This window comes from Sphingobium sp. 22B (assembly GCF_001580035.1).
Classification (GTDB): Bacteria; Pseudomonadota; Alphaproteobacteria; order Sphingomonadales; family Sphingomonadaceae; genus Sphingobium; species Sphingobium fuliginis.
Genome location: NZ_LTAB01000040.1, coordinates 1 through 26052 on the forward strand (window position 1 = coordinate 1; position 26052 = coordinate 26052).

General features: G+C 65.5%; 21 protein-coding genes and 2 pseudogenes. 9 read left to right on the plus strand and 14 right to left on the minus strand.

Features of this window, described 5'->3' with window-relative positions:
- The 3 genes from A0J57_RS22830 to A0J57_RS22840 all read right to left on the minus strand — a co-directional run.
- Positions 1-1193, minus strand: a 1193-nt coding sequence (locus A0J57_RS22830; protein WP_061939945.1) for an efflux transporter outer membrane subunit, incomplete at its 3' end; no start/stop codon positions are given.
- Positions 1194-1218: 25 nt separating this feature from the next.
- Complete coding sequence (locus A0J57_RS22835) at positions 1219-4416, minus strand: efflux RND transporter permease subunit (RefSeq protein WP_061939904.1); 3198 nt, start codon at positions 4414-4416, stop codon at positions 1219-1221.
- A gap of 6 nt (positions 4417-4422) precedes the next feature.
- Positions 4423-5598: an efflux RND transporter periplasmic adaptor subunit gene (locus tag A0J57_RS22840; RefSeq protein WP_061939947.1), complete on the minus strand. Its 1176-nt coding sequence runs from the start codon at positions 5596-5598 to the stop codon at positions 4423-4425.
- A 340-nt stretch (positions 5599-5938) separates the two neighbouring features.
- Between A0J57_RS22840 and A0J57_RS22845 the strand changes: the two genes are divergently transcribed.
- Both A0J57_RS22845 and A0J57_RS22850 read left to right on the plus strand, forming a co-directional pair.
- Complete coding sequence (locus tag A0J57_RS22845) at positions 5939-6568, plus strand: TetR/AcrR family transcriptional regulator (protein ID WP_158298541.1); 630 nt, start codon at positions 5939-5941, stop codon at positions 6566-6568.
- A gap of 75 nt (positions 6569-6643) precedes the next feature.
- On the plus strand, positions 6644-7315 hold the full coding sequence (locus A0J57_RS22850; protein WP_158298542.1) for a TetR/AcrR family transcriptional regulator: 672 nt from the start codon (positions 6644-6646) through the stop codon (positions 7313-7315).
- A gap of 87 nt (positions 7316-7402) precedes the next feature.
- Here the strand turns inward: A0J57_RS22850 and A0J57_RS22855 are convergent, their stop codons facing one another.
- From A0J57_RS22855 to A0J57_RS22865, 3 genes are all read right to left on the minus strand, one after another.
- Entirely contained in the window at positions 7403-7708 is a 306-nt protein-coding gene (locus A0J57_RS22855; protein WP_061939949.1) for a hypothetical protein, read from the minus strand.
- A gap of 223 nt (positions 7709-7931) precedes the next feature.
- Entirely contained in the window at positions 7932-8351 is a 420-nt protein-coding gene (locus A0J57_RS22860) for a DUF2442 domain-containing protein (protein WP_061939911.1), read from the minus strand.
- Positions 8338-8586, minus strand: a complete 249-nt coding sequence (locus A0J57_RS22865) for a DUF4160 domain-containing protein (RefSeq protein WP_061939913.1) — start codon at positions 8584-8586, stop codon at positions 8338-8340. The genes A0J57_RS22860 and A0J57_RS22865 overlap by 14 nt, the downstream gene beginning before the upstream one ends.
- Positions 8587-8974: 388 nt before the next feature.
- Between A0J57_RS22865 and A0J57_RS22870 the strand changes: the two genes are divergently transcribed.
- The 4 genes from A0J57_RS22870 to A0J57_RS22885 all read left to right on the plus strand — a co-directional run bounded on the left by A0J57_RS22870 (position 8975) and on the right by A0J57_RS22885 (position 11606).
- Complete coding sequence (locus A0J57_RS22870; RefSeq protein WP_061939915.1) at positions 8975-9607, plus strand: SprT-like domain-containing protein; 633 nt, start codon at positions 8975-8977, stop codon at positions 9605-9607.
- Between the two features lie 72 nt (positions 9608-9679).
- Entirely contained in the window at positions 9680-10333 is a 654-nt protein-coding gene (locus tag A0J57_RS22875) for a ParA family protein (protein WP_061939917.1), read from the plus strand.
- Complete coding sequence (locus tag A0J57_RS22880; RefSeq protein ID WP_061939951.1) at positions 10333-10656, plus strand: hypothetical protein; 324 nt, start codon at positions 10333-10335, stop codon at positions 10654-10656. Before A0J57_RS22875 ends, A0J57_RS22880 begins: the two co-directional genes overlap by 1 nt.
- Entirely contained in the window at positions 10653-11606 is a 954-nt protein-coding gene (locus A0J57_RS22885; protein ID WP_061939919.1) for a replication initiator protein A, read from the plus strand. Before A0J57_RS22880 ends, A0J57_RS22885 begins: the two co-directional genes overlap by 4 nt.
- A 571-nt stretch (positions 11607-12177) precedes the next feature.
- On the opposite strand, the pseudogene A0J57_RS27035 reads toward A0J57_RS22885, so the two are convergent.
- The 3 genes and pseudogenes from A0J57_RS27035 to A0J57_RS22900 all read right to left on the minus strand — a co-directional run.
- Positions 12178-13049 (minus strand): annotated as a pseudogene (locus A0J57_RS27035) (type IV secretory system conjugative DNA transfer family protein); the annotation flags it as partial.
- Between the two features lie 81 nt (positions 13050-13130).
- The gene (locus A0J57_RS22895) at positions 13131-14492 is read right to left on the minus strand and encodes a hypothetical protein (RefSeq protein WP_061939921.1); all 1362 of its coding nucleotides are present in this window, start codon (positions 14490-14492) and stop codon (positions 13131-13133) included.
- Complete coding sequence (locus A0J57_RS22900) at positions 14489-15094, minus strand: recombinase family protein (protein ID WP_061939924.1); 606 nt, start codon at positions 15092-15094, stop codon at positions 14489-14491. Before A0J57_RS22900 ends, A0J57_RS22895 begins: the two co-directional genes overlap by 4 nt.
- Before the next feature lie 146 nt (positions 15095-15240).
- On the opposite strand from A0J57_RS22900, the gene A0J57_RS22905 reads away from it, so the two are divergent.
- Positions 15241-18174: a Tn3 family transposase gene (locus tag A0J57_RS22905; protein WP_061939953.1), complete on the plus strand. Its 2934-nt coding sequence runs from the start codon at positions 15241-15243 to the stop codon at positions 18172-18174.
- A gap of 27 nt (positions 18175-18201) precedes the next feature.
- Here the strand turns inward: A0J57_RS22905 and A0J57_RS27040 are convergent.
- The 4 genes and pseudogenes from A0J57_RS27040 to A0J57_RS22925 form a co-directional block, all read right to left on the minus strand.
- A pseudogene (locus tag A0J57_RS27040) lies at positions 18202-18882 on the minus strand (type IV secretory system conjugative DNA transfer family protein); the annotation flags it as partial.
- Positions 18882-19166 carry a hypothetical protein gene (locus A0J57_RS22915; protein ID WP_061939926.1) on the minus strand — a complete coding sequence of 95 codons (285 nt, stop codon included), beginning with the start codon at positions 19164-19166 and terminating at the stop codon, positions 18882-18884. The gene A0J57_RS22915 and the pseudogene A0J57_RS27040, both read right to left, overlap by 1 nt.
- Positions 19147-19389, minus strand: a complete 243-nt coding sequence (locus tag A0J57_RS22920) for a conjugal transfer protein TraD (RefSeq protein ID WP_061939955.1) — start codon at positions 19387-19389, stop codon at positions 19147-19149. Before A0J57_RS22920 ends, A0J57_RS22915 begins: the two co-directional genes overlap by 20 nt.
- Before the next feature lie 19 nt (positions 19390-19408).
- Entirely contained in the window at positions 19409-19732 is a 324-nt protein-coding gene (locus A0J57_RS22925; RefSeq protein WP_061939928.1) for a conjugal transfer protein TraD, read from the minus strand.
- A gap of 169 nt (positions 19733-19901) precedes the next feature.
- Between A0J57_RS22925 and traA the strand changes: the two genes are divergently transcribed.
- Both traA and A0J57_RS27220 read left to right on the plus strand, forming a co-directional pair.
- On the plus strand, positions 19902-22817 hold the full coding sequence (gene traA / locus A0J57_RS22930; RefSeq protein WP_061939930.1) for a Ti-type conjugative transfer relaxase TraA: 2916 nt from the start codon (positions 19902-19904) through the stop codon (positions 22815-22817).
- Between the two features lie 33 nt (positions 22818-22850).
- Positions 22851-22985 carry a hypothetical protein gene (locus tag A0J57_RS27220; RefSeq protein ID WP_255210279.1) on the plus strand — a complete coding sequence of 45 codons (135 nt, stop codon included), beginning with the start codon at positions 22851-22853 and terminating at the stop codon, positions 22983-22985.
- 57 nt (positions 22986-23042) lie between these two features.
- On the opposite strand, the gene A0J57_RS22935 is transcribed toward A0J57_RS27220, so the two are convergent.
- Positions 23043-26012 carry a Tn3 family transposase gene (locus A0J57_RS22935; RefSeq protein WP_048575129.1) on the minus strand — a complete coding sequence of 990 codons (2970 nt, stop codon included), beginning with the start codon at positions 26010-26012 and terminating at the stop codon, positions 23043-23045.
- Between the last annotated feature and the right edge of the window lie 40 nt (positions 26013-26052).

The window sequence follows — 26052 nt, forward strand, 5'->3', positions numbered from 1 at the left end:
GTCTGGATCGACCGCTCATAGGTCGCGACCGCGACTGCCTGCGACGCGCGGGCATATTCCAGGTTACCCTGCCGCTGGCCGCCGTCGAACAGCGGCAACGAGAGACCCGGCGCCGCATTGTAGGTAAAGCTGCCGCCGGAGAAGAGGCTGGAAAGCGCGGTGCTGATCGTGCCGACCGTGGCCGTCAGCGAGATCGTCGGGAAGAAGGCAGCGCGTGCCGCGCCGATGTTGGCGTTCTCCGCGATCAGCTGGTGCTCTGCCTGCAACACGTCCGGACGGCGCAGCAGCACCTCCGACGAGACGTTCGCCGGCAGCGCATCCCGCGTGACCGCTTCCTTGCCGAGCGCGGCCGGAAGCTGATCAGCGGTGACGGTCGTCCCGACCAGCAGGTTGAGCGCGTTCTGGTCCTGCGCGACCCGCGTCTCCAGCGTCGCGATGTCGTTGCGCGCCGCCTGATAGTTGGTTTCCGCCTGGCGGACCTCCAGCTCGGAACCGACACCGATGCGGAACTGCGCGGTGGTGAGGTTCAGCGTCTGCTGGAAGGTCTTGAGCGTGTCGCGTGCGACGCGCAGCTGTTCCTGGTCCGACGCCAGCGTCAGCCATGCAGTCGCGATCTCAGCGATCAGGCTGATCCGCGTCGCACGCTGCGCTTCTTCGCTTGCGAACACCTGTTCCTGTGCCGCGCGGCTAAGGTTACGCACGCGCCCGAACAGGTCGAGCTCGAATGCCGAGAAGCCCGCATTGACCGAATAGATCTCCAGGTCGGAACTGCTGGCGGCGCCGACACCGGCACCCGTCCCGACGCCGCCACCGCCCGCGCCGCCGGCACCCGTGCCACCGCCGGCACCCGCGCCGGCCGCACCGAACACGTTATTGGTGTAGGTGCCCGATCCGGTCACAGCCGTGGTCGGCACCAATGCCCCGCGCTGCACCCGGAGCTGCGCGCGTGCCTGCAGGACGTTGCCGGCGGCGATGCGCAGGTCGCGGTTGTTGGCGAGCCCCGTCTCGATCACCTGCCGCAGGCGCGGGTCGAGGAAGAAGTCCCGCCACCCGATGCGGGTGATGTCCGGCGCATCGGTTGCGGCGGCGGGATAGATGCCGCCTTCCGGCAGGGTGGCAGGCACCGCGCCGGTGGGCCGGGCATAGTCCGGCGCCAGGTTGCAGCCGGCGAGCATCGTTGCGCTCGCCAGCATGGCGATCAGCGACTTAGTCTTCACATCAGGCTCCCTGCGGCGCGACGCCGCCGTCGGAAGATTTGTTGCCACCCTCGGGCTCCACGTCCGAGTTCGCGCTCCGGCGGTCGGTCTGGCCGTGCTTGAACAGGCGAGCGACCACCACGAAGAACATCGGCACGAAGAAGATGGCGAGCACGGTGGCGGAGAACATGCCGCCAGCCACCGAACGCCCGATCGCATTCTGCCCGCCGGCACCGGCGCCGGTCGAAAGCGCCAGCGGCAGCACGCCGAAGATGAACGCAAGACTGGTCATCAGGATCGGTCGCAGACGTAGCCTAGCCGCCTCGATCGCCGCGTCGAACGCGTTCATGCCGGCACGCACGCGTTCTTCCGCGAACTCGACGATCAGGATGGCGTTCTTGGCCGACACGCCGATGGTCGTGATAAGGCCCACCTGCAGGTAAATGTCGTTGTTGAGCCCGGTGAGCAGGGCTGCAAGCACCGCACCCAGCACGCCCAGCGGCACCACCAGCATGACCGCGATCGGAACCGACCAGCTCTCGTAGAGCGCGGCCAAGCACAAGAACACGATCAGCAGCGAAAGCCCGTACAGCGCCGGTGCCTGACCGCCCGACAGCCGTTCCTCAAACGACAGGCCCGTCCATTCCAGGCTGGTGCCCGGCGGCAGCTTCGCCTGCATCTCGGTCATCGCCTCCATCGCCGCGCCGGTACTCAGGCCCTGACCCGGTGCGCCCTGCAACTGCATGGCAGGACGGCCGTTGTAGCGCGTCAGGATGACCGGCGCCTGCTTCCAGGACAGGTTGGAGAAAGCGTTGAACGGCGCCATCTGACCGTTGCTGCTGCGGACGTAGAAGTTCTCGATCGCCTCGGGCGAAGAACGATACTGCTCTTCCGCCTGCAGATAGACGCGCTTGGTCCGCCCGCGATCCAGGAAGTCGTTCACATAGGCACCGCCCCATGCGGTCGAGATGGCGGAGTTGATCGCGCTGATATCCAAGCCCAGCGCGCCTGCCTTATCCTGATCGATATCGACCAGCAGCTGCGGTGCGTCGTCCAGGCTGAGCGGCCGCACCTGCGCCACCCGCTTGTCCTGGGCGGCCATGCCGAGCAGCTGGTTGCGCGCGGCAAGCAGGCCATCGTGGCCCATTCCGCTGTTGTCCACCAGCCACATATCGAAGCCGGTAGCGTTGCCCAGTTCCTGCACGGCCGGCGGCACCAGTGCAAAGATGCTGGCATCCTTGTACTGCGAGAAGACGCCCATCGAGCGGCCGACGATCGCGGGTGCCCGGTTCTCGGCGCCCGAGCGCTCGGACCAGTCCTTCAGCTTGATGAAGGCGAGGCCCGCGTTCTGGCCCTGACCAGCGAACGAGAAGCCGCTGATCGTGAACACGCTGGTGACGTTGGCGCTTTCCTGCTTGAGGAAATGGTCGCGCACGACATCAAGCGCTCTCTGCGTTCGCGGCAGGGTAGCACCTGGAGGCGCCTGGACGAGCGCGATCATGGTTCCCTGGTCTTCCTCAGGAAGGAAGCCACTCGGCAGACGCATGAACGTCACGCCCATCGCTACCACGATCAGCAGGTACACCAAGCCAGAGCGCTTCCAACTGCGCGCCGTTCGCTTGACGCCGCCCTCATATTTCTGCGTGCCGCGATCGAACTTGTCGTTGAACCAGCGGAAGAAACGGGCGAACGGCCCGTTGCCCTGCTGCTGCTTGGGATCGTGGGGCTTCAGAATGGTGGCGCACAGCGCCGGCGTGAGGATCAAGGCGACCAGCACCGACAGCACCATCGACGACACGATGGTGATGGCGAATTGGCGATAGATCACGCCCGTCGACCCGCCAAAGAACGCCATCGGCAAGAACACCGCCGACAGCACCAGGCCGATGCCGATCAGCGCGCCGCTGATTTCGTCCATCGACTTGCGCGCTGCCTCCTTGGGGGAGAGATGCTCGGTTTGGATCAGGCGCTCGACGTTCTCGACGACCACGATCGCGTCGTCGACCAACAGGCCGATCGCCAGCACCATGCCGAACAGCGTCAGCGTGTTGATGGAGTAGCCCAGTGCCGACATGACCGCGAAGGTACCCAGCAGCACTACTGGCACCGCGATCGTCGGAATCAGCGTCGCACGCCAATTCTGAAGGAACAGGAACATCACTAGGAAGACGAGGACGACAGCCTCGACCAACGTGTGGATCACCTGCTCCACCGACAGCCGCACGAACGGCGTGGAGTCATACGGGTAGACGACCTTTACGTCGCCCGGGAACCCCTTGGCGATGCGCTCGATCTCGGCCTTGACCAAGTCCACCGTGTCGAGCGCGTTGGCACCCGTCGCCAGACGAACGCCGAAGCCTGAGGCGGGGTGCCCATTGTACTGGGTGTCAAAGCCGTAGATCTCGGCGCCCAATGCAACCCGTGCAACGTCGCGCAGGCGCACGACTGCACCGCCCTGGTCGGTCTTCAGGCGAATTGCTCCGAACTGCTCGGGCGTCTGAAGGCGCGACTGCACGGAAACGGTCGCGTTGAGCTCCTGCTCCTTGGGGGACGGCAGCTGGCCGATCTGGCCCGCCGAAACCTGCGCGTTCTGCGCCTGCACGGCCGCAGTCACGTCCCCAATGGTGAGGTTGTAGCTACGCAGCTTGAGCGGATCGACCCAGATACGCATCGCATATTGGGTGCCGAATACCTGTAGTTCGCCGACGCCGGTGACGCGGCTGACGGGGTCCTGCACCTGGCTGACGATGTAGTCGGACAGGTCGTTCGCGGTGTGGCTGTTGTCTTCGGAATAGATGGCGGCAACCAGCAGGAAGCTGGCGGCCGACTTTGCCACGTTGATGCCCTGGCGCTGCACTTCCTGCGGCAGCAGCGAAGTCGCCGCCTGAAGCTTGTTCTGCACCTGGACCTGGGCGATATCCGGATCGGTCCCCTGTTCGAAGGTCAGGGTGATCGTGACCCGTCCGGCCGAGGACGACTGCGCTGAGAAATAGCGCAGATTGTCGATGCCCTTGAGCTGCTGCTCGATGATCTGGGTGGTCGTGCGTTCGAGCGTTTCCGCGTCGGCACCCGGATAGCTGGCGCTGATGGACACCGTGGGCGGTGCGATCGTGGGGAACTGTGCGATCGGAAGGCTGCGGATCGCAAGGACGCCCGCGAGCATCAAAACGATGGCGATGACCCAGGCGAAGATCGGCCGGTCGATGAAATAACGAGGCATGGAGGATTACTTCGCCTGTGCCTGGGGCTGGGTCGGCGCTTGCGCGGTGCCTGGCTGCGATCCTTGGCGCAGCGGCACGCCCTTGACCGGCATGCCCGGACGCAGGTTCTGCGCCCCTTCGACCACGATCTTCTCGCCCTGCTTCAATCCGCCAGTCACCAGCCAGTTGGCGCCAACCGTGCGCGGCGCCGTCAGCTGCCGCGATTGCAGCTTGCCGTCCGTGCCGATCACCAGCGCCGTCGGGTTACCCCGCTCGTCGCGCGAAACCGCACGTTGCGGGATCAGCAGCCCGTTCGATTTGGTGCCTTCGGTCAGCTCTGCCCGAACATACATGCCCGGCAGCAGCAGCCCGTTCGTGTTCGGGAACACCGCACGGACCACTTGGCTGCCAGTGGTGGGGTCGACCGTCACGTCGGTGAAGCGAAGCGTGCCTTCCACCGGGTAGCTGGTACCATTCTCGAGCTTCAGCCGGACGCGCGCCGCGCCGCCGCCGCGCGAGAGGTCGCCCGACATGATCTGCTGGCGCAGGTTCAGCACCTCCGCGCTCGACTGCTGGATGTCGACGAACATGGGGTCCAGACGCTGGATCGTGGTCAGCGGCTCGGTCTGCGACGCGGTCACCAATGCACCCGTGGTGAAGGCAGACCGGCCGATGCGGCCGCTAATGGGTGCACGGATGGTCGTGCGGGAGAGATCGATCTGCGCATTGCGCAGCGCCGCTTCCTGCACGGCGACGTCGGCGCGCGCCTGCTGCGCGCCCGTTTCCGCATTCTCGGCCTCCTGGCGCGAAATGGCGTTGATCTTGACGAGTTCGTTGTAGCGGCGAGCCAGCGCCGCGGTCGATGCGATCGCCGCACGGGCGCGCGTCACGGCCGCACGGGCACTCGCCACCTGCGCCTCATAAGGCGCTGGGTCGATGCGGTAGAGCGGCTGCCCCTTGCGCACCATGTCTCCCTCCTGGAACAGGCGGGCAAGAATGAGTCCGTTGACCTGCGGGCGAACGTCCGACGTCTCATAGGCGCTGGTCCGGCCCGGGAGTTCCGAGCTTAGCGTCACCGGCTGCGGCATGACGGTGATATATGAGACCTGCGCCGGAGGCGCCGCTGCGGGCGCCTGTTCCTGGGAACTGCCGCACGCGGCCAGGAACAACGCCAAACCTGCTGCCGGAACAATCTTCTGCATGCCCAATTTCGGTCCGTTCTGTAGATGTGACGAGGCGGTGGAACGATGTTGTTCCTGCGCTGCCGGCAGCGCGCGCGCCTGATGCGACCCGAAGGTCGTGCGATCCCTGGCGCTGGAAGAACCCAAGTTCCTGAACAGCATCCGCTTCACCCGAGTAGCCACGACGCCCGAAAGCGGGCGGCCGAAGATCTCGCCGACACCCTGTGTGTGGCGATCCTGCAGCATCCTCACCAAACGACTCGGCGGCTTTGCGCATCGCCCCGTTCGTCGTATGAGTGATTGCTCACTCACATTTCGGCTCCTAGGAGCGTCGCAGCAGCTTGGCAAGCTGGGAAAAAGGATGGTGATGATGTCGCGGACACCAGATCAGCAGGTAGGAGGTACCCGTGCGGATGCCCGCCGGCGCCACCTGCTGGACGTGGCGCGCACCCTTTTCATCGAACAGGGTTTCCACCAGACCGGCATCGCCCAGATCGCCTCGGTGTCCGGGATCAAGGTCGGCCAGATCTACCGTGACTTCGAGAGCAAGGAGGCGATCATCGCCGCTATCTGCGAGGCCGACGTCATCACCTGGCTCGAAGAGGATGTGCTGGCAGGTGCCGTGGCGGCCGGCGATATGGTCGCCGTTCGAGCATGGCTCACGCGCTTTGGAGGACAAAAGGACACGGCCGACGATTTCCGGCTGGTCACCGAAATCCTGGCAGAGGCCGGACGCAACCCGCGCATCGCACAAATCTATCGGTGCCTGGACGACCGTGTCGGCAAGAGCCTTTCCGCAGCGCTCGTGGCGCTCGCCCCCCACGGCACCGGATCTTGTACGATCGAATCCCTGGTCGAACTTATCCTCACGCTGGGCGCTGGGACGGCTTGTCGCCAGATCGTCCACAAGGAAGCGACCTCAAGAGCGACGAACTGGATCATCGAGAAGATCCTGGCCTGCGATGCCGACACACCCGCGAAGACGGGATGAGCATTCGGTCTGTCCTTGTGGTCCGCCGGCCTTCGATACCCGCAATTGCATCAACAACCATCGAGCAGATGTCCAGTGAACGATGACACCAAAGTCGCCTCACGAGCACCGTCGCGCCGGCCGGGGCGGCCGACCCCAGAGGAAGCGGCCGCCCTCGGCAAAGAGGTGCTGGACCGAACCCTCCAGCGCCTTCGGAGCGGCGGGACAGAGCGTCTGTCGCTCGATCAGATCGCATTGGACGCCAACGTCACCAAACGGACGATCTATCACCGGTTCGGGAACAAAGACCGCCTCATCAATGCTGCGGTAGAGCGCGAGCTGTCGAAGCTTCAGCGCATCGTGGTGGATGGAACGCCTCGGTCGGATGATCCGCTGGATGTTCTTCACGCCTGGGCAAGACAGATCTTTACCATGAGCGTGGACTCGGAAGTCGCCCGGTTTGCGAACTTCCTGAGTTTCGAAGGGGACCACGACGAGGCTATTCGCCCCAAGCAGAGGCTCTGGCACTCTCGACTGGTTGCGGGCCTGCGCGGCCATATCGAAACCGCGCAGGCGCAGGGCGCTTTGCAATCGGTGGACCCGCTGCAACTCGCGCTGCTCCTGTTCGATTTGATGACGGGCGCCGGCGCTCGGATACGGTCCCATTCGCCGGACCACGAGGTTTTCGGAGGCAAGGAGCGCCACGAATTCTTCGAGTGCCGGTGGACTGCCTTTCTGAACCTCGCGAACGGCCGCGATGCGGCGTAGCGCACCGTCAGGCCTTCCCGGCGGTGCGGCAACTCCGCAATCCCACCGGGTCAGTATCAGATCGCCAGTGCCGATGGCCTTGCAGAGTTAGGGCTCAGATCCGAACGAGAGCGCCTCGGCCGAGCCCACCTCCTCCGAGCCAGCGAACAGCCTGTCGAGCCTGGACTTGATGTCCTGGCGGTACTGCCGAGACGTGGTTCCGCGTGGAGCAGAGATCGACACGTCGTCCGCAATCGCGCTCTTGATGCGTTCTAAGGCGCCCTCGTCCAGCACACCCTGCGCTCTCAACTCGATGCATAGCTGAACCAAGCCGGCCGCCGTAGCCTGAGCTCTGAGCCCGACATTCATCAGGTCGAAGTGCAACCTTTTCTGCTTTTCCAATGCGTCGTTCATCTCGCCCTCCATGGGTGCCTGGAACGGGTCATTCGTATCTACGCGACGCGCACGGCGCCAGTCCTTGAACCACCCGTCGTGTTTCCGGGACGGGTAAAGCCGGGCGTTAGCTGCCGCACCTTTGTCGCGAAAGTTTGGACATACGCGACGCGCGCATAGTCAGAATATCTGCGACACCTACTAAGCGAATAAGCTACTAAGCGACAAACTGCTTTTCGCCTTTTTAGGCTCCAGCAGCCATCGATTTCCGAGGTCGCCCGCCCTTGCGGCCGTTCTCGCGTGAAGCGGCGATCTTGGCTGCGGTGCGTGACCGTCCTCCTTCGGCACCGAGCTGGCGGGCCATCCATCGCTTCGATCCGAACACGCCCTGCAGGAGCGCGGGCACGTAGAGGTCCGCGTCGAGCTTGGGCCAGTGCAGGCCGAGTCCGGCGGGGCTGATCTCGATTTCGGCCAGGCTGTCCGGCGAGGCATCCGCCAGCCCTTCCGCGAGTTGGGTCGGGAAGGTCAGTTCGACGCCGGTGTTGAGTGCCACGACCACCCGCGAACGCCGCCGGTCATAGCGCGCCGATACGGCATGACCAGCCTCGCGCTGCGCCGCCATGCGCTTCTCCGCCTTCGCCAGATCGCGCTCAGTAATCGCCATGTATCGTCCTCCATTCCGCGCACAGGGCGGCGATTGCGGCCGCCAGGGCATCGGCGATTTGGTTCAGGTCGGCCAGCCTGAACCCATAGCTCTCGCGCAGCTCCGGCGGTCCGCCGGGGCAATGCAGGTTGAACACCGCCTCCCCGTCTGCGCCCTTCACATGGACGTGCGCCGGCCGATGATCATTTGGCCAGATCACGACCCGCAGGCCGTTGATGCGCAGAACGGTAGGCATGGCCGATCCTAGCAGAAACCCAAGCGCTAGGGAATAGTTGCATGGCGGCGCGTCCCTGCGGGACCGCGCTCTATCTCCGCTTGCGCTCCGACCGAGCCGCCACACCGGCGTCTCGTCCCTGCCGGGTGACGATCGCTCGCGTAGGCGGGGGCTGCTTCCCCGCCAGATGGTCGCCGGCGATGCCGGCGAAGCTCCCCGTCAGGACAGGGAAAGTGGGGCGCTGCCCCCCTCTCCCTGCAACGGCAATCAGCCGGGCCGTGGCTCGGCTACGCCTGCGCCCGCACCACCCCGGCAGATTCCCGCTGCCCCCTCACCCCCCGCTGTTCGCCACGAGGCAGGGCCGATGGCTGAGGCCATCGCCCCGTGGGCGATTTGAAGGGAGCACGAGATGGAGCAGGACAATCGCGAAAGCTGGCTGAACCGGGTGGCGGCCGGCATGGCGCCGCTGTTCGAGGCGCTGGACGCCCCCCTTCCCTCCCGCGTGCGGGTGGCGATCGGTTTCACCAGCAGGGGAGCGAAGGGCCAGGCGATAGGAGAGTGCTGGGATAATCGGCGCAGCGGCGACGGGCATTTCGAGATATTCATCCGGCCCGACCTCGCCCACGCCCCTGATGCGATGCCGGCGCAGATCGCCGCGATCCTCGCGCACGAGCTGGTCCACGCGGCGGTCGGGATCGCGGCCGGACACGGGAGAGCGTTTAAACGGATCGCAATCGGGCTGGGGCTGGTCGGGCCGATGCGCGCCACCACCCCCGGGGACGCCTTCCTTTCCGCCATTGCACCGATCCTCGCTGCGGTCGGTCCCCTCCCCCATGCCCGGCTTGATACGGGCAGCGCGACCACCCGGCCGAGGAAGCAGGCGGCGCGGATGCTGAAATGCGAGTGCGCGACGTGCGGCTATACTGTCAGGACCGCGCGCAAATGGCTGGAGACAGCGGGCGCACCCTTGTGCCCGGTTGAGAGGCACGGCCCGATGCGCCACGATCCGATCAGCAACGGAAGTGAGGACGAACTCGGCTAAGCGACTAAGACCCTTTACGACTAAGCGGCTAAGCTCCATAAGTAGCTTAGCCGCTTAGTAGGAGCAGCAGCTATGCAAGTATGGGCCGTCATCGCGCAAAAGGGCGGGCAATCCAAAACCACCCTTACAACCGGATTTGCCGTCGAGGCGGCGCGGGAGGGGGCATCCGTCGTCATCCTCGATGCCGACGATCGCCAGGGATCGGCGCTCTACTGGTCCGAACGCCGCGACGACGACGACGTGATGGTGAAGGACAGCAGCGTCGCCGGCCTGCCGCTCCACGTCTCGCGCGGGCGCAGCAGCGGCAAGATCGACCTCATCATCATCGACACGCCGGCGAACTCCAAGGACATTGCTATGCTCGCAGCCGAGCAGGCGGATTTCGTCATCATCCCTGTCGCGCCGCGAGGGCTGGACGTCCATTCGGTGTTGCAGACCGTCAAGCAGGTGCAGCAGGCAGGCACGCCGTTCGCCGTCATACTGACGCAGGTTCCGCATCAGGGCGGGGAGGGCCAGGAGGCCCATGCCGGCTTCGCGGCGAAGGGCGTGACGATGTTCGACAGCCGCCTCCACTTCCGCAAGGATTTCTACAAGGCGACGCCACTCGGCAGAACAGCGGCCGAGACGGACCCGGACAGCAAGGCAGCAGCCGAGTTGCGTGCCGCCTATGACGAGGCTAAGCGACTAAGCGGCTTTACGACTAAGCAAGTAAGCGAGGTTGGATGATGGCGAAGAAAACTTCCGCGCTCGCCGGCATTTTCGATGACGAGCCCGATGCACCGGCACCGGTTGCCGACACAACTCCCGCGCCGCAGCCTGCCGCCCCGCGCCGGTCGCGGCGTGCGGCCGACACGCCGGCCCCGGCAGCACCTGCGCGGCGCAGCAGCCATCCCGGCAAGAAGCCGGTGCTGATCCACATTCCCGAAGACATGCACCGCACGCTGCGCCAGCTCAGCGTCGAGGAGGGTGGGGAGCCCCTTACCGTCATCACCGAGCGGTTGCTGCGCCAGTATCTGGTCCAGCGGGGACACACCAGGTTCGCGCCGTGAGCAAGCGGCGTGATCCCAATCCCGAGTTCGACCTGTTCATTCCGGCGCTCGGCGATCTTCCGCTCAAGGATCAGCGGGAGGTCATGGAGCGCCCGTTCTTCTCGCTCCAGAAGCGCAAGCGGCTGAAGCCGATCGAGTATCGCAGCCCGGACGGCGATGCCTGGGTGCGCGTCCAAGCCATTCCCGATTACGGCATGGCCACGATCTGGGATGCCGATATCCTGATATGGGCCGCGTCCACGCTCAATCGCATGAAGCAGCAGGGGCTGAACGATCTGCCCCGCACGCTGACAACCACGCCCTACGACCTGCTGCGGGCGATCAAGCGGAGCACAGGGGGCAGGGACTACCAGGAGCTGCAAGCCGCGCTTCTCCGGTTACAGACGACTTCGATCACGACTTCGATCCGCGCGACGAAGCGCCGGCAGAAGGCCGGCTTCAACTGGCTCGACAGCTGGACCTTCGACACCGACGCCGAGACGGAGCAGCCGCGCGGCATGACGCTGACCCTCTCGGATTGGGTCTATGAGGGCATCGTCAACGAGAAGTCGCTGCTCACCATGCACCCCGACTATTTCCTGCTTTCCGGAGGGCTGGAGCGGGCGCTCTACCGCATCGCGCGCAAGCACGCCGGTACGCAACGCGGTGGGTGGACGTGCCGGGTAGAGGTGCTCCGGGACAAGACCGGCAGCGATGCCCAGCCCAAGGAGTTCAACCGGATGCTCCGGCGGGTGATCGAGGCCGACCAGCTCCCCGACTATGCGATGGAGCTGACCGAGACGACGGACAAAAGCCCTGCCGTGCTGTTCAGGCTCCGTGGCGAGGCCGAGGCACTGGCACTCGCCGAGAGGATGCGCGCCGAGGAGGAGCGGCGCGCCCGTTTCGACGCCGAGCGCAAGCGGGCCGAGGAAGTCGATGCGCATATGGACCGGCTTGCCGGCCGACGCTGACTATCGGGGTATCACCCACCGCAGGCCTAGCTATCGGGGTTTCACCCACCGGCCAGCGATGCCGCCTGAACCCTGACATGGTCCGGTCGATGGTGGAGCGGCAGGCAGGCTGTGGATAACTGGCGCAGGAAGCACCTTTCCGTCTCCAGAGTCTCGGGGTTTCACCCACCTTGGCGTCGGGGTATCACCCACCACACTATCGGGGTATCACACACCGAATCACGGGGTTTCACCCACCGGGCGGTCCGGCAAGCAGTTGATAAACAAAGCAAGATTACGCTTTTTGAGCGGCTTAACTTGTTTAACGATTCCTATTTAACAGAATCTCTTAACCGGCGAAGCTCATCCCGACGCAACCGAAAGGGGCAATGCGGAATTGGCCTATCGGCCAATGCGCCTTCAATCCGTGCCGGCTAACGCCGTCACCAGAGCGGCCTATCGGCCGCAGGGCTTCCGAGAGAAGCCAAGCGAAACCGGCGGTGTGTGCCTTTCAGCGTTTCGCCAGCGGAGAGGGCGGTAAGGCGCTACTTCAAAGCTCACCGTTCGATCTCCCGGGAACGGGTCAGTCCGATCATGCCGGATCGAACAGACCGGCGAACTCGCGCTGGTCATAGTAGCGGACCTTGCTGGCCCAGAGCGGGCGTTCGCCCTGGCGCAGCAGCAGGAGGGTGTCGGCCGGCATCCGCATGATTTCGTCGGGCGTGACGAGCCGCCGCGCCGTGACATGCGTGCTGACGCTTTCCGAGGGGCCGGCGCGATTGTCACCCCAGCCAGTGCGCGCGACGTGCTGAGGGTCGCATATTCCAGCGTCGTGTCGCCGATCGTGCGGGAGAGCATGTCAGCGGTAGCGTGGTCATTGACCCCGAACGTCTGGATCACGCCGGCATTGGACAGGAAGGTGCCGGCGCGCTCGCCATAGAGAGCGCGGAGCTGGTGCATGTCCTGGAGGATCGGCCAGAGCTGGAGGCCATAGCCGGCCATCAGCCCCATCGCGCGCTCCACCGGCTCCAGTCGGCCGAGGGCGGCGAACTCATCGAGCAGGAACAGCACGGGGCGTTCCGGGCGGGCAGGGGAGCGCGCCATGTCAGTGACGGCTTGCGCGACCAGCAGCCGCAGCCAGCGCGCATAGGTATCGAGCCGGTCGGGCGGCAGGCACAGGAACACGGTGCCGGGCCGCTCCTTCAGGTCCGCGAACCGGAAATCGGACGCCGACGTGCTTTCGACCAGGCGTGGGCTGTCGAGAAAGTGAGTGTGACGCTGCGCCGACGACAGCACGCCGGCGGCCTCGCGATCGGACTTGCCGAGCTGGCGGTTGGCGGCGCGCGCGATCAGGCCATGCGCGCCGGTGCTGGCCTGCATGTCCGCCAGCAGTGCGGCGAAGCCGGCGGGATCGCGGGTGAGCTTGTCGCGCACCGTGGCGAGCGTCGCTTGGGACACGGGCTCATGGACGACGGTGTGCAGGATGGCCCTTATGCATTAATCGGACACAGATTCACGGTAGGCGTCAGCGTCAGTGGAAGGGGACTATTTCCGCAGGTCTTCGATGCCGAGTTCGCGCCACATCCAGGTGAAATCGTAGGTTGCCATCGGGTCGTTCGGTTCGGGGTGAGCGCTGCTACGGTTTTCGAGATGCTTGAGCCACCCAGCTACTCGATAACGGCCTGCGGCCGTTCGAACGGCCGCACGTGGGCTGATGTCCCCAAGCATTCCAACGGGTTCATCGAGCGTCGCGCGGTACTGGCGGTCGAGCATGGCATGAACGAGCGGGGTTGCCACCTCTGGCGCAATGGCCGGTGCCGGTTCGGATGTTGTCAGTCCCTCGGCCCGCGCGGCCATGGCCTGTTCGATCGTCTCGATCGTGGTCAGCGGCGAGCCGACCAACCCGGCGAGCGCATCGGTGATGAGCGCGGTACCGCGTTTCGCCCGCTCGGCCGAGGTGACGGCGAGAACCAGAGCCCGGCCTTTCAATTCGACATTGCCGAGCACCGGGGTGCCGTTCGCCATCGTCACACCCCACGCCATACGGCCAGTGCTTCTCGCCTTTCCGTCCGGTTTTTCGCCCAGCCAGTTCCAGAAGTGCGTGGTTTCCCGCTGAAGCGTAGGGACAGTGTCGAGCCGCTCGCCGACCAGCGCCTGGGTCACGCCGCGTGCAAAGGGAAAGCGCACGCGGTGGAACACCACCTCCTCGCCATCACTGTTGAGCAGCGTGGGGATGGACGCCGGTCCCATGGTCTTGGGAACGACATCGAACAGCCATGCGGTGCTGATGAGTGCCGGAAGTGCGGCCAAATCGTCGGGGTTCAGCTTCAATGCGGTGTTTGGGCTACGCTTGCCTTTCGAACGCCGCAGATCGGCGACGAGCGCCTCGGCCGCCTCCATCGTGAATGACAACACGCCGCCCGACAGGAGGTGCTTGCCTCCGACCTGCACGACGCGGGCACCGATCCTGTCCCATTGCTTCAGCGTCTGCGAGGCGCTGCGCTCCGATACTCTAAGGGGTTCGCCGCCCCGGATCAGGTCACGCACGAGGAAGCCACTGCCGGGCTCGACCTCGCTCACCTCGTGGAGGCTCATCACCGACGATCGAAGGGCACGCAGGTAGATTTTGGTCGGGCCGCTCTCGTTCCAGCCCCGGCGCCGGATATAGTCATCAACGATGTTCCGGTCCCCGGGTTGGATGGTGCGCGTCAGCAGATCCTCGAACGCGCATCCCCACAACACGCCCGCCCAATGATCGCCGACGATGTCCGCCAGCTCATCCGCTTCGAAGTCGAACTCCTCCATCGCCAGCCCGAAATGATCGCCGAGCGCATCGCGAAGATGATCGGCCCAGGCCGGCGAGGTGGCGAATTTCATAACGCCGGACAGATCGTGACCACGCTTCATGCCTGTTCCCTCTGCTGTTGCCCCAATTGCTGGCGGTGCGCGGCGACGATGCGCGAGACTGTGGGTTCGCTGACGCCGTAGAGCCGTGCCATCTCGGCACCGGACTTGCGGCCGGAAGTGACGGACTCGGCGATTTCGCGACGCTGCTTGTCGCCGAGCTTGCGCCGACGCCCGCCGATCCGTCCTTCTGCTCGCGCCTGAGCCAAGCCGGCGCTGGTGCGCTCACGGATCATCGCGCGCTCGAACTCGGCGAAGCTTCCGACCATCTGCATCATCATCCGCCCTGCCGCAGTGGTGGTGTCGATCGCCTCGGTTAGCGAGCGGAAGCCTGCGCCTGCCAGCTCGATCCGCTCCATGATGTGCAGCATGTCCTTCAGGCTGCGCGACAGTCGGTCAAGCTTCCAGACGACGACGACATCGCCGTCGCGCAACTGGCCGATCATCTCCAGGAGCTTGGGCCGGTCCCACCGCCCGCCGCTGGCGGTCTCCTCGTACACGCGCTTGCAGCCGGCTGCATCGAGCGCGCGCCGCTGCGCGGCGTTCGACTGGTCGTCGCCCTTCGACACGCGGGCATAGCCGATCAGATAGGGTTCGCGTGTCATCCAGTATCTTTCACAAACGGTCGTATCCTGAGGCGGGAACAGCATGCACGCATTTCCGCAGCCTTCCGCCTTTCATAATCCTCTTTCATTAAGGTGCCAAAAGGCAAGAGGTTTTTGGAGGATGAAACATGCCTGCCCGCATCCCGATGACCGAGCGGCAGCGCGCTGCATTGCTTGCTTTGCCCGACAGCGAAGCGGCGGTAGTGCGGCACCATGGCCTCGATGCCGAGGACCTTGCTGCGATCGGCACCGCACGCACTCCGGCAACCCAGTTAAGCTACGCCCTGCAACTCTGCTGCCTGCGCTACCCGGGGCGGCATCTACGTGCAGGCGAGCTGTTGCCTGCGATCATGCTCGACCACATCGCCGAGCAGGTCGGGGTGGATGCAGGCGCCGTCGCCGACTTCGCGCGGCGAGCGCCGACCCGCTACGATCAGCTTGCCGCCATCAAGGCGCGCTTCGGATTCACCGATCTGAGCCGGCCAGCGCGCGGCATCATGATGAACTGGTTGGAAACCGAAGCCATGGCCATCGTGGACGGGCGCATTCTGCTCGATCGACTGCTCGACGAGCTGCGCACGCGGCGCATCGTCATTCCTGGCGTCAGCGTAGTCGAGCGGATGACGGCCGAGGCGATGCTTCGGGCGGAAGCCGATCTGATCGCCGCCGTCGACAATAATCTCGATGCAGACATGCGTCAGCGTCTCGATGCGCTGGTCGATGAGAAGGTGCATGATCGACAGAGCCGCTTGTCCTGGCTGCGCGAACCGGAGCCCCGCGTCGCGTCAGCCTCGCTCGCCGAAATTCTAGAGAAGGTCGCGTTGATTCATAGGACTGGTATCTCTCGTATCACGGTCGATCCCGTGCACGAGCCACGCCTGACGCAGTTCGCCCGCGAAGGTGTGCGCTATACCGCCCAGGCTTTCCAACAGATGCGCACCTCCCGCAGGCGGGTCATCCTGCTTGCTACGCTGCGCGATCTGGAGGCCACGCTTACCGACGCGGCGATCGCCATGTTCGCCGCCTTGATGGGACGCGCTCATCTTCGTGCCCGCAAACGCCTGGAGCAAAGGGTCGCAATTTCAGGACGCGAAGGCCGCGACCGTCTGATGCGCATCGCCGCTGTACTGGAAACAGTGAGCCGGGCAGCACGCGCCGGCGAAGATATCGCCGCAGCCCTCAGGGATATCATGCCTCTCGACATGCTCGATGCCGATGCCGCGATCATTCGTCGTACCGCGGCACCTCACAGGGACGATGTGCTGAGCGAGATCGCAGCCGAGTACCGAACCTTCAAGCGAACAGGGCCTCAATTTCTGCAAACGCTCGATTTCCACGGCAGGGCCGGCACTGCGGCATTGCGCAACGCCATGATGGTCTTGTCGGATCTTGATGGCGACTGGCGCAAGCCGCTCCCTGCCGACGTGCCGCTCGGCCATATCGAGCGGCGCTGGCACCGCCATGTCGTGGTTGCCGGCAAGATCGACCGGACGCACTGGGAGATGGCGACCTACGGGGCGCTCGCCAATGCACTGGCATCGGGTGATATCTGGGTGCCGCGGTCACGGCTGCACAGGTCGCTGGACGTGCTGCTCGCGCCATCAAGCGGCGCGGCGCTGCAGCCGGCGTTCTCGCTCGGTGATCCAGACGCATGGCTCGATCAGCGCGCCGCGCAGCTCGACAGCGCCTTGCGCAACGTCGCCCACAATCTGGCCGGACGCGATGCTGCCCTGTTCGCTGGCGAGCGATTGCGCTTTCCCAAGGAACCGAAGGACGATGATGCCAAGGACGACGAAGGACGGCATCTGACGCTTGCCTGCTACGGTATGCTGCCTGCCACGCGTATCACCGACCTGCTGTCGCAGGTCGAACGATGGACCGGCTTCACCCGGCACTTCGGGCACGTCTCGACCGGGCTGCCGCCTGGAGACGAGCGGGCTTTCCTCGCTACCCTGATTGCCGAAGCGACCAATCTTGGGTTGTCGCGCATGGCCGAGGTATGCGGCGCAGGGTCACGCCGCGCGCTGCTGCGCATGCAGACATGGCACATGCGCGAGGAAACCTTTCGGGCGGCGCTCGCCTGTCTGACCGACGCCATCCACGCCGAGCCGATCGCCGCCTGGTTTGGGTCAGGGCACCGGGCGTCCGCAGATGGCCAGGCCTTCTACCTGGGCGGGCCGGGCGAAGCCGGCGGAGCGGTCAATGCTCACTATGGTCGCGACCCGGTGGTCAAGATCTACACCACCATCACCGATCGCTACGCGCCCCTGCACCAAACCGTGATCGCCGGCACGGCAGGAGAAGCCATCCATGCGCTCGACGGCATCCTCGGCCATGACAGCAACGCCGATCTGACCGCGCTGCACGTCGATGGAGGCGGCGTTTCCGACATCGTGTTCGCGACGATGCATCTCCTCGGACTCGATTTCGAGCCGCGCATTCCCCGCCTGTCCGACCGGCGCCTCTACGCTTTCGAGCCCTCGAAGCGTTATGGCAGGCTTGCGCCACTGTTCGGTCACAGGCTCAACCGGGACCTGATCGCCAGCCACTGGCCCGATATTGAACGTGTCATTGGCGCGATGCGTAACCGCACCGTTACGCCCTCGCTGATCCTCAAGAAGCTGTCCGCCTACCGCCAGCAGAACAGCCTCGCCGCGGCGTTGCGCGAGGTCGGGCGGATCGAGCGCACGCTGTTCACGGTGCGTTGGTTCGACGATCCAGCGCTACGCCGCACTGTCACCGCCGAATTGAACAAAGGCGAGGCGCGCAACAGCCTGGCGCGGGCGGTCGCCTTCCATCGGCTCGGTCGCTTCCGCGACCGTGGCCTGGAGAACCAGCAAACCCGCGCGGCTGCGCTCAACCTCGTCACCGCAGCGATCATCCTCTTCAACTGCCGCTATCTGGGGCGCGCCGTCGACGAAATGCGCCAGCGAGGAAGCCAGATCGACCCGGCTATGCTGTCCCGACTCTCACCATTGGGATGGGATCGCATCAATCTCGCCGGCGATTACGTCTGGTCCGATCACCTCGGTCTCGACGCCAGCGGCCTCATGCCCCTGCTCATCAAACCGCTACCGTGAATCTGTGTCCCTACAATGCACAGGGGCCAGGATCACGCCGGCGATCAGCGCCTTGGCTTCCTCGTTCCAGTGCGCCTCGCCCGATTGCCCCGGCGCATCGTGGACCAGCGCGTCGGCGATCGTCTGCGCATCTTCCGCGAGGTCCGGGCTTGCGGGATCGAGCTGCGCCAGCGGGTTGTAGCGGGCCGCAGGACGCCCGGAGACGCCGAAGGGGTCCAGACACCACACAAGGTCCTTGCTGGCCCTCGCACGGGCCGTGACGCGGGCATTCTCGCCCTTGGGGTCGATGCAGACCACCGAGCGGTCAAGCAGGAGCAGGTTGGGGATTATCGTACCCACGCCCTTGCCCGAGCGGGTGGGCGCGATCGTCAGCAGGTGCGCTGCGCCGTCATAGCGGAGCAGCTTGCTGGATTCCTTGGCGCGGCCGATCAGGAGATCCCCGTTCGCTTCCAGCTTGCGCACGTCGGCGCGGTCGCCGAAGCGGGCCGAGCCCAGCAGGTCGTTCCGGCGGTTGGCGGCGCGGCTGTTGATCCACCAGGTCGCGCCGATCAGGCCGACCAGGACCAGGAACGACACGGTGCCGGAAATCTGCCCGACGCCGAAGATGCCTTCCAGCCATCGCGCGGTCGCATAGGCCGCGACGAACGCAACGACGATCGCGAGCCGCCAGCTGATCGGCCGACGCCCGCCGATGAGCGGCCCTGCCATCAGCAGGCCTGTTCCAGTGGGGTGATGGCCAGCGCCGGATCGGCGTCGGGATGGTCGAGGAGCCTGAGCAGGATTTGCGTGGCGAGGGGAGGGGGCACCGCTTCGTCGCGCAGCATGTCGAACAGCGCCTCGTCATCCGCACTCAGCGCCATGCCCTCGATCGCGAGGTTGGCGCGGGATTCGGCATCGGCTTCGCGCCATTCCGCCACATCAGCGGGTGTGCCGCGCTCGAAATCCAACGCGCGAATTTCCGAGCGGATCGCCTCAATATCCAGGGCCGCCATCGCCTTTCTCCATCGCTTCGCTTTCCGCGTCGAACGCACGTTTACCGCGCCGCCTCCAGAGCGCGAGCGTGTCGCCGGCATCGTCGCCGCGAGCGCGGCCGACCAGCTCCAGCAGCGCGCCGTAGATCGTCGCGCGATCGTCGTCGGCGAGTTCGATCAGGCCGGCTTTCTGGACGAGGCCGCCCAGCTCGATCAGGTGGCGGGTGCGTTCGCGGCGTTGCACGACCCAGCCCCGCGTATCGCTACGACGCTGCGCCGCTTCCAGACGCTGGATCAGCGCCCGGTTGCGCATTCCCGCCGTCGCTGTTGCCGCCAGCAGTCCGGCTACCTTTGCGCCCGCGCCGCTGAAAGAAGGCGGCGCCCTTCGCGCGCCACGCCTCCTTCGCTTCCGCATCCTTCGACGCAACGGCATCGAGCAGCACGCCGGCGAGCGTTTCCATGTCGAGCGCGTCGGCGCCGGTGGCGGTGACGAGCTGGCCGAGCTGTTCGATGCGACGCGCCTTGATCGCCTTGGCGCGGCTCTCCAGCGCCTTCAGCTCCGCGTCATAGTCACGCACCTTACGCATGGTGCTCTCTCCTTCCGCGTCAGGTTCACCGCAGCCTAGCAAACAGTAACGAGCAGGCAACCCATAACGGGAACGCACGGCAGTCAATCAGCAGAAGCGAAGCAGATGATGAGTGCGCGCTTATACGTCGTTGCCGACGTGCGCTAAACAAGGCAGATTGCTGAGTGCGATGGCGATCTATCATTTCAGCGCCAAGGTCATCAGCCGCGCGAACGGCTCCAGCGCCGTCGCGTCCGCCGCCTATCGTTCCGCATCCGAGCTTCACGACGAGCGACTTGGGCGGAAGCACGACTTCTCCAACAAGGCCGGCGTCATTCACTCCGAGGTACTGTTGCCGCAGGGCGCGCCGGAGCGTTTAAACGACCGCACCGCGCTCTGGAACGAGGTGGAGGCAGGGGAGAAGCGCAAGGACGCGCAACTGGCGCGAGAGGTGGAGTTCTCGATCCCGCGCGAGATGAGCGAGAAGCAGGGCGTAAGCCTCGCTCGCGATTTCGCGGAAAAGGAGTTCGTCCGGCGCGGAATGGTCGCCGACCTCAACGTGCATTGGGACCATGCGAAGGACGGCAGCCCCAAGCCGCACGCACATGTCATGTTGTCGATGCGCGAGGTGGGGCCGGAGGGTTTCGGGAAGAAGAACCGCGACTGGAACAGCGCCGAGCATCTGAAGGGCTGGCGTGAAGCCTGGGCGGCCCATGTGAACGAGCGCATGGCCGAGCTGGGGTTGGAGGGGCGGATCGACCATCGCTCCTATGCCGACCAGGGCATTGAGCTTGAGCCCCAGCACAAGATCGGCCCGGCGGGAATGCGCCGCCTCGATCGCGGCGAGGATGCCGAGCGCGCCGAGGATCACCGGCGCATCGCGCGCGAGAACGGCACCAGGATCATCGGTGATCCGCGCATCGCGTTGGACGGCATCACGCGGCAGCAATCGACCTTCACCACCCGCGACCTGGCGATGTTCGTTCACCGGCATTCGGACGGCAAGGAGCAGTTCGACCAGGTGATGGCAGCGGTGCGCGCCAGTCCCGAGCTGGTGGCGCTGGGCAAGGACGGACGCGACCAGGAGCGGTTCACCTCCCGCGAGATGATCGCGACCGAGGCGCAGCTTGAGCGTGCCGGTGACGAGCTGGGGAGCCGACAGGGGCATGGTCTCCCGGCAGCGTCGTTCAATGGGGGGAGAGACGCCGCCGGGAGTGAACGGCTTGTGCTCGGGGGCGAGCAGCAGGCCGCACTGGAGCATGTAGCAAGCGGCCGCGACCTCTCCATTGTCGTGGGTTATGCCGGCACCGGCAAATCGGCCATGCTGGGCATCGCCCGCGACCAGTGGGAGCGGCAGGGCTATCAAGTGCGCGGCGCGGCCTTGTCGGGCATCGCGGCTGAGAACCTTGAGGGTGGATCGGGCATCCAGTCCCGCACCATCGCCAGCCTTGAACATGCATGGGCGCAGGGGCGCGATCAGCTTTCCCGCAACGATGTGCTGGTGGTGGACGAGGCGGGCATGATCGGCACCCGCCAGATGGAGCGGGTGCTGTCCCATGCCCGCGATGCCGGCGCGAAGGTGGTGCTGGTGGGCGACCCCGAGCAGTTGCAGGCGATCGAAGCCGGCGCGGCGTTCCGGTCGCTCGCCGAGCGGCATGGCGCGGCCGAGATCACCGAGGTTCGCCGGCAGCGCGAGGACTGGCAGAAAGACGCGACCAGGGCGCTGGCTACCGGCAGGACGGCCGATGCGATCCACGCCTATGAGAGCCGGGGCATGGTGCAGGCGGCCGACACGCGCGAGACGGCACGGGCCGAGCTGGTGGAGGGCTGGGATCGCCAGCGGCAGGCCGAGCCGGACAAGACCCGGATCATTCTCACCCACACCAATGCCGAGGTGCGCGCGCTCAACGAGGATGCGCGGGAGCGGGTGCGCGCATCGGGCGAGCTGGGCGAGGACGTGGGCGTTACCGTCGAGCGAGGCCGGCGCGACTTCGCATCCGGCGACCGGATCATGTTCCTGCGCAACGAGCGCTCGCTTGGCGTGAAGAACGGCACGTTGGGTACGCTGGAGCGGATCGAAGGCGGGCGCATGGCGGTGCGGCTCGATGGGGGCGGGCATGCCGCGTTCGACCTCAAGGACTATGCCCATGTCGATCACGGCTATGCCGCCACCATCCACAAATCGCAGGGGGTGACCGTCGATCGCGCGCATGTGCTGGCGACGCCCGGGATGGACCGGCACGGGGCCTATGTCGCCTTGTCCCGGCATCGTGAGGGCGTGCAGCTCCATTATGGCCGCGATGATTTCACCGATCAGCGTCAGCTCGCCCGCGTGCTGTCGCGCGACCGCGCCAAGGACATGGCCGGCGACTATGCCGCGCCGTCTGACCAAGACCGTGCACGCACGTTCGCCGAGCGGCGCGAGATCCGGTTCCCGGAACTCGCGCGGGAGATCGCCGCCAAGGTGCGCGACAAGGCGCGTGGCATGTTCGACGGTTTCCGGCCCAGGCCGGCACCGGAGAAGGCATCCGCGCCTGAACGGGAGCCGGCGATCGGGGGCAAGCCCGACCAGGCCAAGGCGATCGAACGCTATGCGCGCGCCACGGCCGATATAGGCCGGATGCAAGCCAAGGGTCTGCCGGTGCTGCCCCATCAAGAGAGCGCGTTGCGCAAGGCCGGGGAGGCGCTGGACGCGAACCGGCCCCATGCCGCCCGCGACCTTGCTTCCGCGCTTCGGCGCGATCCGAAGCTCATCGAGCAGGCCGCTGGCGGCAACACTGGCGGCGCGGCGCGGGCGATGGCCGAGGAGCGGCGCGTGCGGCTCGACCCGGAGGCCCGCGCGGGCCGCTTCGTGGAAGCCTGGAAAGCGATGCAGCGCGACCGTGCCGCCCTTGAGCGGGCGGGCGATCGCGCCGGCGCTGAGCGGATGCGCGGCAACATGGCGAAGGTGGCCGGCGCGATCGGGCGCGACCCGCAGCTGGAATCCGCGCTGCGCCGCCGCGCGCCCGAGCTGGCGCTGAAACTGGAGAAAGACCGCGCGATCGGCGACGCGCTGGCGAAATCGCTGGGGCCGGACCGCGAGCGCGACCGGGGATTGAGCCGATAGGCTTCGTGCTTTCGGGGACGACGGGGAGACAGGATGATCGAGGACGAGCACGAACCCGAGACAGCCCAGGAAGCCTTCGCACGGGTGGAGGGTGAGCTGGCGCTGCTACGCCGCGCCGTCGAGCGCTTGGCGGTCGAGCGCGCCGAACTCCCCGAGCAGCCCGATTAGAGGGCATAGCGTGGAAGGTACGCTAAACAACACTAAGGGAGAACAACCGAGGAACGCTTAGGCGGCGCGGCTGTCCGGCGGAAGATTGAGGGCCTTGCGGCCAGCGGAAGCGGCGGCTCGATCCCAGAGGAAATCGCCGGAAAAGGCAATATGCTCCCAGCCAACCGGCGACGTATGGACAAGCAGATCATCGGGGACCGGGGCCGCTGCCGATCGCAGATGCTGGGCGGCGTCGGCCATGTAGATCGTGTTCCAATAGACGATCGCCGCGATGACCAGATTAAGGCCGGATGCACGATATTGCTGTGCCTCGTGGCTGCGGTCGATGATGCGGCCCTGGCGGAAGGTGTAGATCGCCTGCGTCAGGGCATGGCGCTGCTCGCTGTTGTTGAGGCCGGCATGGCATCGCCGGCGCAGATCGGGATTTTCGAGCCAGTCCAGCATGAACAGGGTCCGTTCGATCTTCCCGATTTCCTGTAGTGCGACGTCGAGCTGGTTCTGCCGTTCGTAGGCGGCGAGCTTTCGCAGCATGACCGACGGCGCGACGTGGCCAGCCTTGATCGACCCTACGAGGCGCAGTACGTCGTCCCATTGTTCATTGATGATGTCGGTGCGGATACGCTTGCCCAACAACGGGGCGATGGACGGATAGGCCGAAACCGGCGCGATCGGCGCAAGCCGCCTGTCCGGAAAGTCGCGCAGGCGCGGGTAGAAGCGAAATCCCAGCATCGCGCACAGGGCGAAGACATGGTCGGTCGCCCCGCCGGTGTCGGTGTAATGCTCGACGATCCTGAGATCGGTGCCATGGCTGGTGAGGCCGTCGAGGACATAGGGCGCTTCATGCGTGGCGGCCGAGATCACATTGACGTGGTAGGGTCCGCGCTGATCGGAAACATGGGTGTAGAAGCTGAAGCCATGATCGACGCCATAGCGGGCGTTGATGTCGCCGCCCGATGCGCCGCGCTTCGCGCCCCTGAAGAACTGACCATCGGAACTGGACGTTGTGCCGTCGCCCCATACCCGCGAGAATGGCAGGCGGTGGTGCGCGTTGATGAGGACGGCGAGCGCCGCGCGGTAGCTCTCGTCGCGGATATAGGCGTCATGGGTCCACAGGAGTTGATCGCGCGTGACTCCCTGGCTCGCGGCGGCCATGCGCGACAGGCCGAAATTGGTGGCGTCGGCGAGGATGGTGGCGAGCAGCGCATTTTCATTGGGACATGGCTCGCCGGTGCGCAGGTTGGTGAACGCCGAAAGAAAGCCAGTTTCCTGCGCCACCTCATGTAGCAGTTCGGTGATACGGATGCGGGGCATCATCGCATCGAGCCGGTCGGCCAGGGCTTCGGCGTCGGGCGTTGCGATTGTGCGAACCGGGGATATCTGGAGACGGCCGTCGCGGAACCGCACACCTTCGAGAGCGTCGCGCTTCAGGCGCTGGGCGAAATTCTTCAGCCGCCAGTCCAGTTCGCGTCCTCGTTGTTCGAGCCATTCGCTGGCTGTCGGCGGCAAGCCAAGAGCTGATACGATCGGCTTCGCCTTCGGTTCGCTGAGCAGGTAGCTGTCGAACCGGCGGTATCCCGCCGATCGCTCCACCCAGACATCCCCGGAGCGGAGCTTGTCGCGCAGATGCGCGATCGTCGCGATCTCCCAGAGCCGTCGATTGATCTTGCCGTCGTCGCCCACGACGATTTTCCGCCATTCCTTGCGGAAGGGCATCGGAGCGTCGGTAGGCACATCGCGCTTGCCCGACCTGTTGAGGTCGCGCAGTATCTCAATGGCGGCAATCGTTTTCGCGCTGCCCTTTCCGGCCCTGAACTGTAGCGCTTCAAGCAGATCAGGGGCGAACTTGCGCAACGTCGCATAGCGGTCGGCCGCGACCGTCAGCGGATCAAGATTGGCGGTTTCCGCGATCGTCGCCACTTCCGGTCTGGCCTTCAGGAGGGTGTGCCATCCTACCGAGGCGTCCAGGACCTCCATCTGGTCTTCGCCGGTATCGACCGCATCGGTCAGCGCGTCGATCGTCCTGCCAAAGATCAGCATCAGCCGCGCCACGTTCTTCGACGTGGTGGCATAGCTGCGTGCCTGAGCGTTTTTCGCACGGGTGAAGATGCTGCCGATCAGCTTGTCCGCCATTTCCAGGGCGTTGTCGGTTAGTCGTTCTTCAAGATCGAGCAGGAAGGCAACCAGCGTGGCACGCCGCCGGGAAGGAACGTATCGCTCGATCATATAGGCAGGCGATGCACGGCCTTCCCTGACATATTGCCGGAATCGGTCCGCGTGGATGCGGCCAGCCACGTCCGGGGAGATGCCGATCTTCCGCACTTGCCGCAGGCGGTCGAGAATCTGGCGGATGTGATCGGGCCTTGCCGCGATGGGGATGGTCTTGAGCGAAGCGAGCTGGCTCATGCCGCCGGCGTCGTCAAAAAGCTGATCGAGGGCTTGGACCTGTTCGGTGCTGAGATCGGCGATCAGAGCATAGGCAGCTTGCTTGCGGGCACGCGCGCGTCCCGCGCTGCTGGCGCGTTCGATGGTGGAGATGGACGGCAGCAGAATTCGGGCCTCGCGCAAGACGGTGACCACGCCCATCGCAATCGTCATCCCCTTGTCGGTCGCCCATGCCGCTTTCGCGGCCGCTTCGATCATGAAGGGAATATCGGCGCGGGTCGCCCCCCGAAGTCCCAAGCGCACCGCCAGCTCACGGGCATGATCCGTCATTGTCTGAACCCGCGCCGCATAGTTGGCCAGGTCGGCTACGTGCAGACCAAGTTGCTCCGCGACGAAAGCGGCGAGATCATGGGGTATTGCTCCCCTGTCCTGTATCAACTGCGCAAGCGTGACGCCCGGGTGCCGCAGGAGCGCGAGTTGCAGCGCCACGCCCAACTGATTCCGTCGCTCCCGTCGCGCGCCAATGATCTCGATGTCCGCAGGCTCGAAGGTATAGAGCCGGGCCAAACGGTCGCGATCGGTCGGGATGGCGAGGATCTGATCGCGTTCGCTCTCGGTCAGGAGTTGATGCTTGCGCTTCGCCATGCCGATTCCCGTCCACAAAAGGTCATTTGTGCCTATGGAC

Coding starts and splice junctions, on each gene's coding strand:
- A0J57_RS22835 (WP_061939904.1), bottom strand. CDS start 4,416: ATGCCTCGTTATTTCATCGACCGGCCGATCTTCGCCTGGGTCATCGCC.
- A0J57_RS22840 (WP_061939947.1), bottom strand. CDS start 5,598: ATGCAGAAGATTGTTCCGGCAGCAGGTTTGGCGTTGTTCCTGGCCGCG.
- A0J57_RS22845 (WP_158298541.1), top strand. CDS start 5,939: ATGGTGATGATGTCGCGGACACCAGATCAGCAGGTAGGAGGTACCCGT.
- A0J57_RS22855 (WP_061939949.1), bottom strand. CDS start 7,708: ATGAACGACGCATTGGAAAAGCAGAAAAGGTTGCACTTCGACCTGATG.
- A0J57_RS22860 (WP_061939911.1), bottom strand. CDS start 8,351: ATGGCGATTACTGAGCGCGATCTGGCGAAGGCGGAGAAGCGCATGGCG.
- A0J57_RS22865 (WP_061939913.1), bottom strand. CDS start 8,586: ATGCCTACCGTTCTGCGCATCAACGGCCTGCGGGTCGTGATCTGGCCA.
- A0J57_RS22870 (WP_061939915.1), top strand. CDS start 8,975: ATGGAGCAGGACAATCGCGAAAGCTGGCTGAACCGGGTGGCGGCCGGC.
- A0J57_RS22875 (WP_061939917.1), top strand. CDS start 9,680: ATGCAAGTATGGGCCGTCATCGCGCAAAAGGGCGGGCAATCCAAAACC.
- A0J57_RS22880 (WP_061939951.1), top strand. CDS start 10,333: ATGGCGAAGAAAACTTCCGCGCTCGCCGGCATTTTCGATGACGAGCCC.
- A0J57_RS22895 (WP_061939921.1), bottom strand. CDS start 14,492: ATGAAGCGTGGTCACGATCTGTCCGGCGTTATGAAATTCGCCACCTCG.
- A0J57_RS22900 (WP_061939924.1), bottom strand. CDS start 15,094: ATGACACGCGAACCCTATCTGATCGGCTATGCCCGCGTGTCGAAGGGC.
- A0J57_RS22905 (WP_061939953.1), top strand. CDS start 15,241: ATGACCGAGCGGCAGCGCGCTGCATTGCTTGCTTTGCCCGACAGCGAA.
- A0J57_RS22915 (WP_061939926.1), bottom strand. CDS start 19,166: ATGGCGGCCCTGGATATTGAGGCGATCCGCTCGGAAATTCGCGCGTTG.
- A0J57_RS22925 (WP_061939928.1), bottom strand. CDS start 19,732: ATGCGTAAGGTGCGTGACTATGACGCGGAGCTGAAGGCGCTGGAGAGC.
- traA (WP_061939930.1), top strand. CDS start 19,902: ATGGCGATCTATCATTTCAGCGCCAAGGTCATCAGCCGCGCGAACGGC.
- A0J57_RS27220 (WP_255210279.1), top strand. CDS start 22,851: ATGATCGAGGACGAGCACGAACCCGAGACAGCCCAGGAAGCCTTCGCA.
- A0J57_RS22935 (WP_048575129.1), bottom strand. CDS start 26,012: ATGGCGAAGCGCAAGCATCAACTCCTGACCGAGAGCGAACGCGATCAG.